14 protein-coding genes and 1 pseudogene are annotated in these 14,498 nt (G+C 70.5%); 7 read left to right on the top strand and 8 right to left on the bottom strand.

Annotated elements, in window-relative coordinates; all coding sequences use genetic code 11:
• Positions 1 to 289 precede the first annotated feature (289 nt).
• The gene (locus tag AC5L36_RS41785) at positions 290 to 1,771 is read left to right on the top strand and encodes an FGGY family carbohydrate kinase (RefSeq protein WP_441216761.1); all 1,482 of its coding nucleotides are present in this window, start codon (positions 290 to 292) and stop codon (positions 1,769 to 1,771) included.
• Between the two features lie 96 nt (positions 1,772 to 1,867).
• Here AC5L36_RS41785 and AC5L36_RS41780 read toward each other — a convergent pair whose 3' ends face one another.
• The 3 genes from AC5L36_RS41780 to AC5L36_RS41770 form a co-directional block, all read right to left on the bottom strand.
• Entirely contained in the window at positions 1,868 to 3,310 is a 1,443-nt protein-coding gene (locus tag AC5L36_RS41780) for an endo-1,4-beta-xylanase (RefSeq protein WP_441216762.1), read from the bottom strand.
• A 292-nt stretch (positions 3,311 to 3,602) separates the two neighbouring features.
• Complete coding sequence (locus tag AC5L36_RS41775) at positions 3,603 to 4,301, bottom strand: DUF4386 domain-containing protein (RefSeq protein WP_441216763.1); 699 nt, start codon at positions 4,299 to 4,301, stop codon at positions 3,603 to 3,605.
• A gap of 139 nt (positions 4,302 to 4,440) precedes the next feature.
• On the bottom strand, positions 4,441 to 5,334 hold the full coding sequence (locus tag AC5L36_RS41770) for a LysR family transcriptional regulator (protein WP_441216764.1): 894 nt from the start codon (positions 5,332 to 5,334) through the stop codon (positions 4,441 to 4,443).
• A 275-nt stretch (positions 5,335 to 5,609) separates the two neighbouring features.
• On the opposite strand from AC5L36_RS41770, the gene AC5L36_RS41765 reads away from it, so the two are divergent.
• The 3 genes from AC5L36_RS41765 (at position 5,610) to AC5L36_RS41755 (ending at position 7,636) form a co-directional block, all read left to right on the top strand.
• Positions 5,610 to 6,038 carry a hypothetical protein gene (locus AC5L36_RS41765; RefSeq protein ID WP_441216765.1) on the top strand — a complete coding sequence of 143 codons (429 nt, stop codon included), beginning with the start codon at positions 5,610 to 5,612 and terminating at the stop codon, positions 6,036 to 6,038.
• A gap of 87 nt (positions 6,039 to 6,125) precedes the next feature.
• Positions 6,126 to 6,614, top strand: coding sequence for a SigE family RNA polymerase sigma factor (locus AC5L36_RS41760; protein ID WP_441216766.1), 489 nt, complete (start codon positions 6,126 to 6,128; stop codon positions 6,612 to 6,614).
• On the top strand, positions 6,611 to 7,636 hold the full coding sequence (locus AC5L36_RS41755; protein WP_441216767.1) for a hypothetical protein: 1,026 nt from the start codon (positions 6,611 to 6,613) through the stop codon (positions 7,634 to 7,636). The genes AC5L36_RS41760 and AC5L36_RS41755 overlap by 4 nt, the downstream gene beginning before the upstream one ends.
• A 133-nt stretch (positions 7,637 to 7,769) precedes the next feature.
• Here AC5L36_RS41755 and AC5L36_RS41750 read toward each other — a convergent pair whose 3' ends face one another.
• The 3 genes and pseudogenes from AC5L36_RS41750 to AC5L36_RS41740 all read right to left on the bottom strand — a co-directional run bounded on the left by AC5L36_RS41750 (position 7,770) and on the right by AC5L36_RS41740 (position 10,852).
• Complete coding sequence (locus tag AC5L36_RS41750; protein ID WP_441216768.1) at positions 7,770 to 7,991, bottom strand: response regulator transcription factor; 222 nt, start codon at positions 7,989 to 7,991, stop codon at positions 7,770 to 7,772.
• Between the two features lie 157 nt (positions 7,992 to 8,148).
• Positions 8,149 to 8,445, bottom strand: a pseudogene (locus AC5L36_RS41745) (response regulator); the annotation flags it as partial.
• A 31-nt stretch (positions 8,446 to 8,476) separates the two neighbouring features.
• On the bottom strand, positions 8,477 to 10,852 hold the full coding sequence (locus AC5L36_RS41740) for a histidine kinase (RefSeq protein WP_441216769.1): 2,376 nt from the start codon (positions 10,850 to 10,852) through the stop codon (positions 8,477 to 8,479).
• Positions 10,853 to 11,043: 191 nt separating this feature from the next.
• On the opposite strand from AC5L36_RS41740, the gene AC5L36_RS41735 reads away from it, so the two are divergent.
• Together AC5L36_RS41735 and AC5L36_RS41730 are read left to right on the top strand one after the other, a co-directional pair.
• Positions 11,044 to 11,268, top strand: a complete 225-nt coding sequence (locus tag AC5L36_RS41735) for a holin (RefSeq protein WP_441216770.1) — start codon at positions 11,044 to 11,046, stop codon at positions 11,266 to 11,268.
• 94 nt (positions 11,269 to 11,362) lie between these two features.
• Positions 11,363 to 11,758, top strand: a complete 396-nt coding sequence (locus AC5L36_RS41730) for a hypothetical protein (protein WP_441216771.1) — start codon at positions 11,363 to 11,365, stop codon at positions 11,756 to 11,758.
• A 129-nt stretch (positions 11,759 to 11,887) separates the two neighbouring features.
• Here the strand turns inward: AC5L36_RS41730 and AC5L36_RS41725 are convergent, their stop codons facing one another.
• Positions 11,888 to 12,763, bottom strand: coding sequence for an NAD(P)-dependent oxidoreductase (locus AC5L36_RS41725; protein WP_441216772.1), 876 nt, complete (start codon positions 12,761 to 12,763; stop codon positions 11,888 to 11,890).
• Between the two features lie 305 nt (positions 12,764 to 13,068).
• The gene (locus AC5L36_RS41720) at positions 13,069 to 13,566 is read right to left on the bottom strand and encodes an N-acetyltransferase (protein ID WP_441216773.1); all 498 of its coding nucleotides are present in this window, start codon (positions 13,564 to 13,566) and stop codon (positions 13,069 to 13,071) included.
• Between the two features lie 85 nt (positions 13,567 to 13,651).
• Here AC5L36_RS41720 and AC5L36_RS41715 point away from each other — a divergent pair, with 85 nt between their 5' ends.
• Positions 13,652 to 14,449, top strand: coding sequence for a class I SAM-dependent methyltransferase (locus AC5L36_RS41715; RefSeq protein WP_441216774.1), 798 nt, complete (start codon positions 13,652 to 13,654; stop codon positions 14,447 to 14,449).
• The last annotated feature ends 49 nt before the right edge of the window (positions 14,450 to 14,498 follow it).

Raw genomic sequence — 14,498 nt, 5'->3', positions numbered from 1 at the left:
GGGGTTTCGGCGAGCGCTGCGAGCCGCCGGCCGGGAGCGGTGCCCGCGGGAGCATACGGTCCGCCGCTGACGCGGACATGGGCGAATATGCCTCGACCTAATGCCAGCACGGGCGGCGACCCTGGCCCCGAAAGGTCTCCAGGCCGCGGACCGGGTCGGGACGAAGCCGAGCAGCTCGTTAAGACCAGGTCGTGACCCCGGCGGACGTGGATTCGCTCCGAGCCGCTGGCCAGACCAGCAGCAGCGACTAGGGTCGTCGGAGAACGCGGCGCCGACGACGAGGACTGCGATGACCTTGACCGACGAAGACGTCGCCCTCGACGCGGCGCTGGACCCGCTGGTCCTGGCGCTCGACATCGGCTCCACCGCCACCCGTGGCGGCGTGCACGACGCGTCCGGCAGGCGGGTCCACGGCCTGCACCACAAGGTGCCGCACGCCTTCACGGTCGCGCCCGACGGCACCTCGGTCATCGACCCCGACCAGGTGACCGCGGAGGTCGAGCAGGTCCTCGACGCGGTGACCGGCGAGCGGCGGCTGAAGACCCGCGTCGCCGGTGTCGCGCTGGACACCTTCGCCGCGTCCCTGATCGCGGTGGACGCGGCCGGCCGCGCGCTCACCCCGTGCCTGACCTACGCCGACTCGCGCAGCGCCGGCGCGGTCACCGCGCTGCGGGAGGAGCTCGACGAGCACGCGGTGCAGCAGCGCACCGGCACCCGCCTGCACACCAGCTACCATGCCCCGCGCCTGCGCTGGCTCGCCGCCGCGCAGCCGCACGTCGTCGCCGGTGCCGCGTCCTGGTGGTCGCTGGGCGAGTACGTCCTGGCCCGCCTGATCGGGCACCCGCTCGCCGGGACGTCCACGGTGGCGTGGACCGGCCTGCTCGACCGCCGCACCGGCGAGCTCGACGCCGAGCTGCTCGCCGCGGCGGGCGCCGGCCCCGGGCAGCTGTCCTCACCGCGGGACCCGACACAGCCCGCGACTCCGGTCGCCCCGGCGCGCTGGCCCGCCCTCGCGCGGGCCGCGTGGTTCCCGGTCATCACCGACGGCTTCGCCAGCAACGTCGGGTCCGGGGCGACCGACGCCACGGTGCTTACCGCGGCGACGGCCACCAGCGGTGCGCTGCGGGTGCTGCTCGACGGCCCCGCCGATCCCCTGCCGTTCGGGTTGTGGAACTACCGGGTCGACGCGGCACGCACCCTGCTCGGCGGGGCGATCAACGACGTCGGTCGCGCCGTCAGCTGGGCGCAGGAGACGTTGCGACTCAGCCCGGCGCTCGCCGCCGTGCTCACCGCACCGCCCAGCGACACCACCCCGCTCGTGCTGCCGTACCTCACCGGTGAACGCGCGCCGGGCTGGGTCGGCGAGGCACGCGCCGTGCTCGGCGGGGTGTCGGCGGCCACGGACGCCGACGCCATGTTCCGCGGGATCGTCGAGGGCGTGGCCATGACCTACGCGCGCGTCGCCGACGAGCTGCGCCCGGCCGCACCGCAGATCGTGCAGGTCGCCGCGGCCGGCCGGGTCAGCAACGACCAGCCCGAGTGGCTCCAGATCCTCGCGGACGTGCTCGGGCGACCCGTCACGCACGTGACCGGCCGGCGCACCACGCAGCGAGGCACCGCGCTGCTCGCCCTCGACCTGCTGGCACCGGACGCCCCGCGCGCGCCCCGGACCACCGGGACGACGTACGAGCCCCGGCCCGCGCACGTCGAGCACTACGCGGCGAGGCGCGCGCGGTTCGCCAAGGTGTACGACGCGCTCGTGCGCGGCTGAGGACTGACGCGGCCAGGGTGTGTCCTCTTGTCCGGGCAGGATGAGAACGCCACTGTCCGGGACGGGTGATTCGCTCCCGCCCCGGACAGGCGGTGGTCAGGAGGCGGTGCAGACCGGGGTCAGGCCGGTGGCCGCCCCGGTGCCCTGGAAGCCGAACTCGGTGGTCTGTCCGGCGTTCAGCCGGCCGTTGTAGCTCACGTTGCCGAACTGCACGGCGCCGCTGTTGCCGCTGCGGTTGGCGTTCCAGGCGTTGGTCACGGTGGCTCCGGACGGCAGGGTGAGCCGGACGTTCCACCCGTTGATCGGCGCGGTGCCGGCGGTGACCCGCACGGTGGCGACGAAGCCGCCGGTCCAGGAGTTCAGCGAGACCGCGGCTGTGCAGCCGGCGGTCGGGGTGGGCGACACCGTGGGTGACACGGTCGGCGACACCGTCGGCGAAACGGTCGGTGACACCGTGGGCGACACCGTCGGCGACGTCGTGTTGGTGGGGACGCGGCCCTTGTTCAGCTCGTCGAGGACCGCGTGGTAGGCGGCCTTCTTCTGGTAGTTTCCGCTGCTGCCGGTGAACAGCAGGCCCCGCTCCGAGGCGCGCCACGACTCGCTGTCGGCGATACCCCAGACGGTGATGCCGGTGCAGCGCGCGACGTTCAGGCAGGCCCGGACGACCTTGCGGTAGTTTTCCGCCTGGCCGGCGCCGATGTCGTTGTTGCTCAGGTCGTCGTCGATGTCCAGCTCGGTGATGTGCACCTCGACGCCCAGGTCGGCGAAGCGCTGGATGTTGGCCTGGAGGTCGTCGGTGATGATGCTGTTCGGGTTGTCGTTGAAGTGCGCCTGGAACCCGACGCAGTCGATGTACTGCCGGTAGTTGCGGACGATGTCGTACAGCGCGTTGGCCTTGCGGTTCTGCGTGCCGCCCCGGACCGTCAGGCCCTCGACGTCGTAGTCGTTGATGCACAGTTTCGTGGTCAGCCCGCCAGCCTGCACGACCTGCTTGGCCCGGATGAACGAGTCCCGGATGACGTCGGTGTCGCCGGTGTCGAAGAAGTCACCGTCGCCGTTCGCGTCCCGGTTGAGGGTGTGCGGCCACTGGGTGCGGCGGTTGCCGGTGTTGTTGTCGTCGAGCGCCTCGTTGACGACGTCCCAGTACGCGATCCGGTTGCCCCAGCGGTTGAGGGCGTTGCCGATGAACGTGTTCAGCGTCGCCTGGTTGGCGCCCTGGAGCGAGCCGGCCTGCGAGTGCCACACCAGCGTGTGGCCGCGTACCAGCATGTTGTTGGTCTGGGCGTAGTTGACCAGGGTGTCCGCGTTGCCGGTGTTCTGAAGCCCACCGCTCGACGTGGCGATCGTGGCGGGCTTCATGTCGTTTTCGGGAGTCAGCTGGTTGAACTCCTGGCCGACGATCGAGCTGAGCCGGCCGGGTGAGGCGGCGACGCCGAAGAACAGCCCGGCGTTGGCGGCCGCGGCCCGCAGCGTGGTCTCGGCAGCGGCGGCCGGGCCGATGGACTGGATCGCCGCGGCGCCGCCGACCAGCAACAACACGGCCGCGGACAAAGCTACGCTGGTGACTTTTTTGCGCTGTCTCGGGCTGCTGTTCACGGGACCGTCCTCAGTGCTTGGCGTCATGTGATCGGCGCTCATATATGTCTGCCGAAGGGCAGTATCGATACCCGCGGGCCGCGCTGTCAACAATTTCCGGAACTGTTCCGGAAGCGTTCAGGAGAGCAAAGGGGCCTACTTGTGCAGGTAGGAGAGGCGCGCGACCGACGAATGGGCGCCCGGCCGCGCCCCCTTTCGACACTCAGGTACCGGAATGCGCCGACCTTTCGAACGCCTACGCCGCGCGAGCGACGGCGAGTTCGCCGGCCGGGTCCACCGCCTGCCGGCGCACGCCCCGGACGACCAGGTAGCCGACCATCCAGAACTCGCCGACGGAGGCGGGGTACGCGAGTGCCTCGGCGAGGACGTGCGCGTCCGGGGCGAGGTACCTGACGAACGCGCTGAGCACGTAGCCGAACCCGCCGCCGACGAGGATCCAGCCCAGGGCGCGGGGCATCCAGCCCGAGCGCAGTACGCACCAGCCCATGGGTACGAGCCACAGGCCGAAGAACAGCCCTCCCACGGCCCACATGTTCTCGCTGATCAGGTACAGGACGTGGGCGGTGGCCGCCGCGTCGCCGAACGGGTCGGCCGCGACCTGGACCGCCGTACCCAACAGGGCCGCGCTCACCAGGCCCACGACCGCGTTGACCAGCCCGAAGGCGGCGATGCCGCTGGCCGCCACGCGGTCCACGGTGCGAAACAGGCGGTAGAACCAGACCGCGGCGAGGGCCTGGACGACGACCATGAGCAGCTCCACGGCAACGATCGCGCGGGCGAGCGACTCGCGCGTGACCAGGTTGGCCAGTGTCGCGTCGGGGTCGTCGGCCGTGTAGAGCCGCGGCAGGAGGACGAGGTAGAAAGCGACGCCGGTGATGGCCATGCCGAGGTAGAGCAGCCCGGTCTCGCGGGCGGTACGTACCAACGGGTGCACGACTCCTCCTTGACTTCGGACGCGTGGAGTCAGGCCATGAGACGGATGCCTCACGCGCCATGTACAACAAACTTGACATCTCGAAGGTAAAGCAGTCGCGACATGATGTCAATAATTTGTGACACCACCAGCGCCCAGGCTACATCTGCTCCGCCAGCTCGTTCGCGGTTTCGACGGCGATGTCGATGGCTCGGGCCGCGAGTGGCGACCGGGTGCGTCCGGCCGGCCAGTACAGGTACCACGTGCTGGTGGGTGACGGTCGGAGCCGGTGGATGCTGAGCTGGTCGTCCGACCAGGCATCGGATCCGTGGAGGGCGAGCCACGGCAGCACCGCCGAGCCGATGCCCGCCCGCACCATCGACACGACGGTTTCGTGGCCGGCCGTGCGGAACACGATTCGTGGCCGCGCCCCGTCGCCGGCGAGCACCCGCTCCAACCATCGTTGGTGGTAGTTGGGCGGCCAGGCGACCATCGGTGCGCCGTCGAGCTGCTTCACCCGCACCGCACCGTCGGGAAACGTGCCGGCGCCGGCCACCAGGAGGTACGGCTCGTCGAGCAGCTTGACGTACTCGACGTCGCCGTCGATCCGGGCGTAGTGGAACAGCAGGTCGAGGTCTCCGATCCGCGGATCCTCCGGCCCCACCTCGGTCAGCCTGATGTCGCAGCCGGGGTGCTCGCCGAGCAGCCGGCGGACGACAGACGGCAGGATCAGCTTGGACGCGCCCTGGAAGGTGCCGATGTCGATCCGGCCGTTGCCCGCCCGGAAGCGGTCGACGGCGTCGGCCAGCCTCTCCGCCTTCGCCAGCAGATCGCGCCCGTGGGCCAGGACCACCTCGCCGAGCGGAGTGATCCGCACCGGCCGGGGACCTCCGGGCCGGTCGAAGACGGCACCGCCGACGGCCTTCTCCAGCGCGGCGACCTGCTGGCTCACCGACGACTGGGTGTAGCCCAGCCGGGCCGCCGCCCGCCCGAACGTGCCTTCCTCGGCGATGGCGACCATGGTCCTCAGGTGGCGCAGCTCGACGTCGACCACGAGTCACAGCATAGGCGAGAGCGATCAACCCGATCGGTGGTCATCGCCTTCCCCGATGCACCGCCGGCCCCCGTCCGACCCTCCTCGATCGCGCGCCCGCACCGGTAGGTGAGGTTTCGTTGTCGAGAGATGGACCGGCCAGAAGAAGGACTTTCATCGGTCCGCCGCCGGCAGGCGGCGATCTTCCAGCGGATGCGGGTCGAACGGCCGACCTGATGGATCAACCACCGTGGATACGCTGCCGGTACCGACCAGACCACGATAGGAGGGGTCTGATGCGCCGGATCGCGACCACCCTGATGCTGTCCCTCGCCCTGATCCTCACGCTCTCACCGGCGACCACCGCCGCCGCGGACACCGGTCTCACGGTGAACGCCCGATGGGCCCTGCTCAGCGACGACCCCGCCACGGTGGTGCTGGTCGGCACGTACACCTGCGGCCCGTTCCCCGGCGGTGTCCCCGACCGCGGCGTCATCGACCTGGGGGTCGACCAGCGCGTCAACGGCGCGACCCGCCGCGGCATCGGCTACCTCACGCCGACCGTCTGCGACGGCGCTCCGCAGTGGTTCGCGGCCGGCGTGTCCACCGTGGACGGCACCGCCTACCGCCGCGCGACCGCGACGTGGAGCGCCTCCGGCTACGTCGAGGGACCGGACGGCGTCCAGCACGGCTCGGTGCCGCCCACCACGATCCAGATCCGCTGAACCGGCGCGCCTCCCGGATCACCCGCCCCGCCGTGCAACGCGACGGGCCCTCGGCTTCGTGTTGAGGGGGTGAGCGGGGAGGGTCGGTTGACATTCGAGGAGTACGTGGCGGTGCGGTTGCCGGCACTGCTGCGGCAGGCGACGGTGCTGGCTGGCGATCCGCACGCGGCCGAGGACGTCGTCCAGGACGTGCTGGTCAAGGCACAGCCGAGGTGGGCGCGGATCCGCGAGCTGGACATGCCGGACGCGTACCTGCGCAAGATGATCGTGAACGAGTTGCTCTCCGCCCGCCGCCGGCTCGCCGCCGCGCGCCGCCGGGAACGGGTCCACTGGCCGGCACCGGACCAGGACGGCGCCGACATGGTCGTGCAGCGCGAGGCGATCTTGCAGGTGATCCGCGCTCTCCCGGTTCGCCAGCGCCTCGTGATCGCTCTGCGCTTCTACGAGGACATGGCCGACAGCGACATCGCCGCGCTGATGGGCTGCTCCGAGGGGACGGTTCGCAGTCAAGCCTCGCGTGCGCTGGCCAAACTGCGCGAGATCGCCACGCTCCAGCCGGTACGGGAGGACGAATGATCGACACCGACGCCATCCGAGGCGCCTTCGCCGCCCTCGCCGACCAGGCCCCTCCCCCGGACCGGATCCGCGCCTCGCTGGCCATCCGCGCGCGGCGGCACCGCCAGCGTCGACTCGTTCTCCGGCTCGCCGGCGCCGGTGCGGCCGCGGCCACGACCGGCGTCGCGGCGGCGGGAGTGTGGCGCCTCACCCGGCCGACCGAGCCGGCGTTCCCGGTGCTGCACGCCGGTCCCGGTGGCGGCTGGTCCCGGGTCCCCCTGCGCTTCCGCCCGGCGTGGCTGCCGCACGGCTACGGCGAGGGCCAACGCTCGGTCGTCGTGGACGGGACACAGGCACCGGTCCTCTCGCGGACCTGGCAGCCGGGCACGCCGGACCAGCTGATCTCACTGCTGATCGGCTCGCACCCGTCGCTCGAAGCCGACCGGCCGAGCGGCCGGGCGACCACCATCGACGTCGGCGGTGTGCCCGGCGAACTCGTCCAGGTCGGGGACCAGCCTCCCGCCACCCACCTCACCTGGCAGCCGCCCGGCCAGCCACGGCTGATCGTGAGCGTGCTGACCGACGACGGCGCGGACGCCCAGCAGGACGTGGCCGTCCGCGTCGCGCGTTCGGTGCGGCCCGATCCGGGACACACCTGGGTCGGTCCCCGCTTCGGCTGGCTGCCACCGGACTTCGCCACCGTCCCCTGGCGGCTGCAACAAGGCTTCGACGACGCGAGCTGGGCCCAGCACGTGGCCGTCGACGCGGCCGACGGGCGGCAGCTCCTCATCACCATGGGCAGCAGCGCGTCGAGCCGGCTGGAGAACACCTTCGCCACCACGCCCGTCCGCATCCGCGGGTTGAGTGGCTGGCAGGTGCCGGAAAACCGGCAGGTCTTCCTGACTTTTCCCGACGGCGTCGAGGTGTTCGCGCAGCTCGAAGACGGACCCGACCGCGAGCAGACCATGCCCGACCTGATCCGGATCCTCGAGGAGTTCGAGTTCGGACCATGGCCGGACATGAGCTGGATCGGTGGACGCTGAGGATCAGACGACCGGGCCGAGGCTGTACGGCGCGTTGTTGTCGGACTGTCCAATTTGCGTGCATCGGATTCCGTATCCCGCGACCGGAGCCGCCGCCCGCTTCCGTCAGAACCGCGCCGCGCTTCGCCGCGGTTCAGGACCCGGTCGGCGTGGGGGGCTCGCCGAGACCGGCTTGCCGAGCCCGCACGATGGCTTCGGCCCGATCGGCGACGTGTAGCTTGGCGAAGATGTTCGAGACGTGGTTTCGGGCGGTCTTGGGCGCGATGAACAGCTCCCGGGCGATCGCCGCGTTGCGGTAGCCTCTGGCCAGCAGGTCCAGTACCTGGCGTTCTCGGTCGGTCAGTTCCGGAAACACGGGCGCGCCGGCTTCGTTCGCTCTGGAGTCGAAGTACCGGCGGACGTGCTCGACGATTCCCTGGGCCCATGATGAAGTCGCCGTCGTGGACAGCGGCGACGGCGCGGGCGAGCTCCGCGCGGCCGGCGCTCTTCAGCAGGTAGCCGTGTGCGCCCGCGCGGATGGCGTCGAAAACCAACTCGTGGTCTTCGAACATGGTCAGCACGAGCGTCCGGATGTGCGGGCTCGTTTTGGTGATCCGGCGGATGGCTTCGATTCCGCTCGCCTCCGGCATCTGAAGGTCCATGATGACGACGTCGGGCTGAAGCCGGTCGGCGAGGTCGACCGCCTCCAGGCCGGTGCCGGCCTGCCCGACCACGTCGACGCCAGGTGCCGAGGCGAGCAGCGCCTGAAGGCCTTCTCGGACCGCGGGGTGGTCATCGGCGACGACCACGCGTAAGGGCTCGCGGCTCATCGCCGTGCTCCTTTGGTATGTGCGGCGCGGATCACTGGTTTTTCCAGTCTTCCGCTGTCGTTGTCCCGTCGTCATGGTGCTGTTGTCCCGTTCCGGGGCGCGACCGCGGGTTCGCGCCCACGGCCGGGCGACGCGTCGGCAAGGGGATGCGGATTCGCACGGTCGTGCCGTGGCCCGGTCGGCTGTCGACGCTGAAGGCGCCGCCAAGCTCGACCGCGCGGTCCTGCATCGAGGTGAGGCCGACTCCTTCTGGCGGGTCGGCGGGGAGCCCGGCACCGTCGTCCGCCACCTCCACCACGAGGTCGTGGCCCGCCTCGAGCCGGACCCGGCAGGTGCTGGCGGACGCGTGGCGAACGACGTTGTTCATGGCCTCCACGGCGATGTGGAACGCCGCCACCTCCACCGCGGCGGGTAGCCCGTCGAGATGGCCGTCCTGTTCCACGGTGATCGTCGGGGGTGTGCGCGCGCCGGTGCCGGACTTGGCGAAGTAGGTGGCTCGCTCCTCGATCGCGGCTTTGAGCCCGAGCTGGTCGAGCGCCGGTGGGCGGAGGCCGTCGACGAGTCGGCCGATGTCGGCGATCGCTCGACGTGTGCCGTGCAGGAGCCGGCCCACCAATGCTTCCGCCTCGCCCGGCGCGGAACGGATCAGGTCTTGGGCGACCTCCAGCTGCATAGCCGTGGCGGCGAGCGAGGGGCCCAGTCCATCGTGTAGGTCGCGGCGCAGCCGGCGGCGTTCCTCCTCGCGGGCGCTCAGGAGCCTCGACCGTGACCTTTGGAGGTCCGTGGCGAGCAGCAGCGTGTACCCGGTGATACCGACCTGGCGGGCGAGCTCGTCCAACAGCCGTCGGTCCGCCGCACCGAACGCCTCACGGCCGGCTGCCACGCTGAGATGCAGCTGCCCGAGTCGTCGGCCGGCGTAGGTGAGCGGCAACGTCTGCGGTCGGCCTGTTGGTCTGCCGTAGGTGGCGCGAACTACGCGGTGCTCCGGTGAGATGCCCACCTCGACGGCGGCGTACGACAGCCGCAACACCTCGGCGAGCGTCGTGACGATCTCACCGAGCACGGCCTCGGGCGCCCCGTGGACGTTGATCCTGCCGAGTGTGGAAGCCACCGTGAGAGGTTCGTGCCGCTGCCCGAAAAGGCGCCGGCCGACGGCCCGCTGGAGCCGGACCCGCAGCGGGTGCACGGAAAGCGCCACGAGGGCGGTGGCGAACAGCGCCGCGGGTGTCGGCCCGAGGGTGTCGGTGAGCAGGTACACGGCGAGCAGGTACACACCGCCCAGGCAGCCGGTGAGTGACCCGTAGACGAGCGAGCGCCGCAGAACCAGCTCCACGTCGAAGAGCCGGCGGCGCAGGACCGCCGAACCGACGGCCACCGGTAGGGGCAGCAGGATCATCGCGAGCCATCCCGGCGGTACCGGGTCCTGCCCTAAGGCCTGCGGCAGTTGACCGACGACGAGGTAGAGGGCCGGGGAAGCCGCGAAGAAGACCAGCTCCCACCGGATCCGTTGGGAGCGCTCGAGGCCGCGTTCGCGGATCAGGCTGGCCAGGATCGCCGCGATGATCAGGATTGGATAGGTACGCGCCGCGGGCAGGGAGACGTGCAGGACGGTCCGCAGCCGGTCCAGCGGATCGCCGTCGCCCGGTAGACGGAACAACAGGTAGACCCCGTAAAGCACGAACGGCAGCACATAACCCGCCCCGACGAACCAGGGCCGGTGCCGCACGATCACCCGCGGTTGGGGAAGGGTCAGCGCCAGGTGGAGGAAGGCTCCCCAGGCGAGCGCGTTGGCGATGCCGCCGCCGATGTACGGCCAATGACCGTACGGAACGACCACGTCGACCACCTGCGGGCCGAACGGCCACGAGGTCGCCCCGATGGAGATCAGCACCGGAATCGCCAGCAGCGTGCGGGTGGCCGGGCTGCGGGGCGCCCGGAGAAAGACGCCCACCGAAACCGCGAGGAAGGTAACGAGCAGCAACACCGCGCTGCCTGAGCTCCGGAGAACCATGAGGAACGGATAGGAACCGGTCGTGACGGGCACGTCGACGGTGGTACGGCCGGACGCCTCCCCCGCACTCCGCAGAACCGTGTAGACGAGCCGGTCGCCCTTCTCCGGAGCGGGTCCGCCTCCGCCTGCGAGCAGCGCGTGCACCGGCTGGCCATTGATCGCGATCACCTCGTCGCCCGGCCTCAACAACCCGTCTCCCACGACACGAGTCACCGTGATCCCGCCCGCGTTCGGGGTGTCCACATAGGCGAGAGTCGCATCCGACGGGGCAACCAGCCGGCTGAGAATTATCCAGACAACCGGTGCCGCCAAGCCGACCAACACGACCGTCACCGGCCGGAGGCGGCGGCGCCCCGCGCCCGTCTCGGTGCCACGCACGCGGCCGAGCCAAACCATCGAGCCCACTCTATAGCCGCTGCGATGCGCCCGGTGCGCGTCCCGAAGTGTGTCCCGTTTCCGGCCCGCCGATGTGGCCCTACGAACGGGACCGCGGCCCTATGGTGCCCGGGATTCGTCGGCATTCATGCTCGCCTCAGTAACTTTCGCCGACCCGGACAGCTGGGAATGCCGCGCTTCGAGGAGTGACCATGCTTACCCGCAAATTCTGGAAGCAAGTGGCGGAACGGGCCGTCAAGACCTTCGCCCAAGCGGCTGTCGCAGTCATCGCCGGCGACGAGTTGGGCATGCTCGCCGTGGACTGGCTCAACGTCCTCTCCGTCGCCGGGCTCGCCGCGATCATTTCCGTCTTCACCTCGCTTGGTTCCGGAGCCATCAACGAAAAGCCGACCCCGAGCCTCGTGAAAATCGATTAGTGCGCGATATCGCGTCGTCGGCTCCTGCCACCGGGTCGGCCCCAACGGCACGCCTCAGCCCTGCTGGGGCAACGAGACGACAGGAGGCCCGGCCATGGCCGCGGCAGTAGTGGACAAGTATTTCACCGTCAATATCAACAGTGATGCCGACACCGATGCCGGCGTGGAACTGATGAACGGCGATTGGGTCGACGTCAGTGCCACCGGCACAGTCTGGTCCGGAGTCTGGGCCACAGGCCGCAACGGACCCGAGGGCTGGTCCAGCTGGTCCGCGAGCGGCGACGCGCTGGTTCCGGGCGTACCCCCGTTCTCCTTGCTCTGGCACACCGCGGAAGACGGCTATCTGTACATAGCCTCGGGCTTGCGGCGGACATACCAGAACGCCACTCTCGGCCCCGGGAAGACGCGGCTGTCCTTCAACATCAACCGGGATCCGCGAAGCCGCAGAGGCGACGGCGGGTTCCAGATCCACCTCGTCGTCTGGCGCTGAACCGATCGAACCGGGCGGGTGGGGATCTCACCCGCCCGTCGGTTCGCGACATCGTCTTGGACATGGATGGCTTGTCCTGGGACCATTACCTCTTCGGCGCGGGTACCCAAAAGCGGTTGGTCCGCTTCGTCAGCCGGGTTGCTTGATGCTTTCGATGATTCGCGCGAAGCCTTCAGGTCCGTGACCCGCGTCGATCTGGTGTTGGATGAGGCGCTGGACCATGGCGACCACGTCGGTGCTGATGCCCTGGTCGGCGCTGGCGGTGAGGATGTCGCCGAGGTCGGAGAACTCCAGGCTCTGCTGCCCGTCGACGGTGTAGTCGCCGCCGTCGATAACCGTGGCGAACCCTTGGAAGGCGCCGGTCATGGCGGTCAGCCATGGTGCGGCCATGGCGGCGAACTCTCCCGCGGTCACGCCTTCGGGCGCAAGCATGGCGGCACCGTGCACGAACCCGGCGAACATCACGTACATGCCCGCGAGGAGGGCCAGGTCGTACAACGACGCCAGCCCGGGATCCGCACCGAAGTAGGTGCTGGTGCCCCACAGGTCCAGTAGCGGCTTGTACCGGTCGAAAGCGGCGACCGACCCGCTGTAGAGGATTGACGACCCGGGCTGGCCGATCATCGTTGGGACGGCCATGATCCCGCCGTCCAGGTACTCCACGCCAGCATCGGCGGCCCACGCGGCGAGCTCGCGCGCCTGCGCCGGTGTCGTCGTGGTCACGTTGATCAGGGTCCGGCCGGCCAGAACGCCGGACAGCGGGTCGAGCACCTCGTGGACCGATGCGTGGTCCAGCAGGCAGGCGATGACCAGCCGGCTGACCCGGACCGCGTCGCCCGCCGTCTCGGCGCCGGTCGCACCCTGGGCGACGAGGTCGCTCGTCCTGCCCGGCGAGCGGTTCCAGACGGTTGTCGCGTGTCCCGCCTTCAGCAGGGCGGCCGCGAGCGCGGTGCCCATCGCGCCCAGCCCGAGAACGCTTACCTGGACGTCGTGGTCCGTCGTCATGTTTCTGGCTCCCTCGTGATCGTCGTTCGAGGCGATCCTTTCCGCTGCCGGTAACGTTGACCAGTACCGACTAAATAGTCAGGTACTCACCTTTTGGTAAGTACCTGTGGAGGGCAGATGGCAGCGGCAGCGCGACGCGGTCCGTACTTCTGCGGCATCGACGCCGCGCCCGTTGGGGACGTGGGGCACCGAACGCATCCGGCGGATCGGCGCCGAGAAGATCTCGCTCGATGTCGCAGGCCGGTTTCAGACGTCGCGGGCGTTGTGGCGTAAGGCTGTTGGCGGTTGGCACCGCCTCGGGCGTGTCACGAGGCGCGCGGCAGCGCGAGCCAGTCCTGCCAGGTGATGTCGCGGCCCAGATAGCGTGGCTGCCGGAAGGGCCAGTCGGCGGCGATCCACCGCGGCACCAGCGCGTCGAGCGCGCGTTCCACCTCACCGCCGACGAGGTCGTCCACCACCCACCAGGAGACCTCGCCGTCGGAGCCGGTGCGTTCGGGTGGGTCGACGTAGACGCAGCCGAAGATCGCCGTCTCCCCCTCGTCCAGCAACGCGTAGTTGAACGACTGGTGCGCGGCTATCTCCCTCTCGTGCCGCAGCAGGTCGATACGGTCCTCTTCGTAGGTCATCGTCTCTTTGGGCCAACCCCAGGCCGGACCGAAGATGTCCCACAAGCGCTCCCGCGATCCCATCACGGCGGGATAGTCGAGCGCGGTGTCCGCCTCGCGGATCGGCCGCAGGTGAAGCGCGGTGCCGGGCACGGGCACGTAGACGGGGTGGACGAAGCCCTCAGGCAGCCAACTCATGAGGGCCGAGGCTACAACTCGTGCGGCGCGGGATGATCCAGGTGGGCGACTGGTAGCGCTGGCTTCGAGGCTTAGGGTGGTGGGCGTGGCACGCGAGGTGTGGGCGCGGGGAGACGCGTACGAGGCGTATGTCGGGCGGTGGAGCCGCCGAGTCGCGGCGCGGTTCGTGGCGTGGCTGGACGTGCCGGCCGGGCGGCGGTGGCTCGACGTGGGATGCGGCACCGGCGCGCTCAGCGCGACCGTCCTGACGCTCACCGACCCGGCCGAGGTGACCGGCGTCGACCCGTCGGACGGGTTTCTGGCGACCGCCCGCGCGCAGGTCGCCGATCCGCGAGCGTCCTTCCTGACCGGTGACGCGCGGACACTGCCGCTGCCGGCGGCCGGCTTCGACGCGGTCGTGAGTGGGCTGGCGCTCAACTTCGTGCCCGAGCCCGCCGAGGCGGCGGTCGAGTTCGCGCGGGTCGCCGCGCCGGGCGCGGTCGCCGCCGCCTATGTGTGGGACTACGCCGAGGGCATGGAGCTGATGCGCCACTTCTGGGACGCGGCGGCCGCCCTCGACCCGGCCGGCGGCGAGCTCGACGAGGGCCGCCGCTTCCCGATCTGCCGCCCCGGTCCGTTGCGTGCACTGTGGACGGACGCGGGCTTCGCGGACGTGTCGGTCGAGGCGATCGACATCCCGACGGTGTTCACCGGCTTCGACGACTACTGGGAGCCGTTCCTGGGCGGGCAGGGCGCCGCGCCGGCATACCTGATGGCGTTGAGCGAGGAGCGCCGCGCCGCGGTGCGCGACCTCCTCCGCGACCGCCTACCGTCCAATCCGGACGGTGCCATCTCGCTGACCGCGCGCGCGTGGGCGGTCCGGGGATACGCGCCGGGCGCCTGAGCCGCAGCGTCCTCAGCTCGTCGACGACGCGGCGCGTCCACGCCTCGCG

Source organism: Phytohabitans sp. LZ39 (assembly GCF_059359075.1).
Note: the sequence above shows the minus strand (reverse complement) of the source record. Positions and strands in the feature narration are given on the sequence as shown.